This is a genomic window from Leucobacter sp. G161 (genome assembly GCF_001482305.1).
GTDB lineage: Bacteria > Actinomycetota > Actinomycetes > Actinomycetales > Microbacteriaceae > Leucobacter.
The window spans coordinates 1-265 of record NZ_LOHP01000008.1; the positions used below are offsets into that span (position 1 = coordinate 1).

Below are 265 nucleotides of genomic sequence, written 5' to 3' on the forward strand. Positions count from 1 at the left end.
CACCATTCTGCGCATCAAACGACACCGTGTGCTCAACGACCGGGGTCTCATTCCAGCCTGCGAAGAGCGTCAAGCCCCCCATGACGAGCATGGTCTCGAAGTCAAACTCTGTGCTTTCAGAGGCGTTCTTGTCTGTAAACCAACCGGTGAAGTCGTAGCCGTCACGAACGGGCGTAGCTGGCTGTTGGGTCTGATGCACGTTTAGGTGACATTCAACATGGCTAGTTTCTGCTGGCCTGGAAGGATGAACCTATGCCTCCTCGTT

The 265-nt window shown here is 54.7% G+C and carries 1 protein-coding gene; it reads right to left on the minus strand.

Annotated features, from left to right (window positions below; translation table 11 throughout):
• Positions 1–199: InlB B-repeat-containing protein (locus AUL38_RS00975; protein ID WP_153006419.1), on the minus strand; the 199-nt coding region annotated here is incomplete at its 3' end.
• Between the last annotated feature and the right edge of the window lie 66 nt (positions 200–265).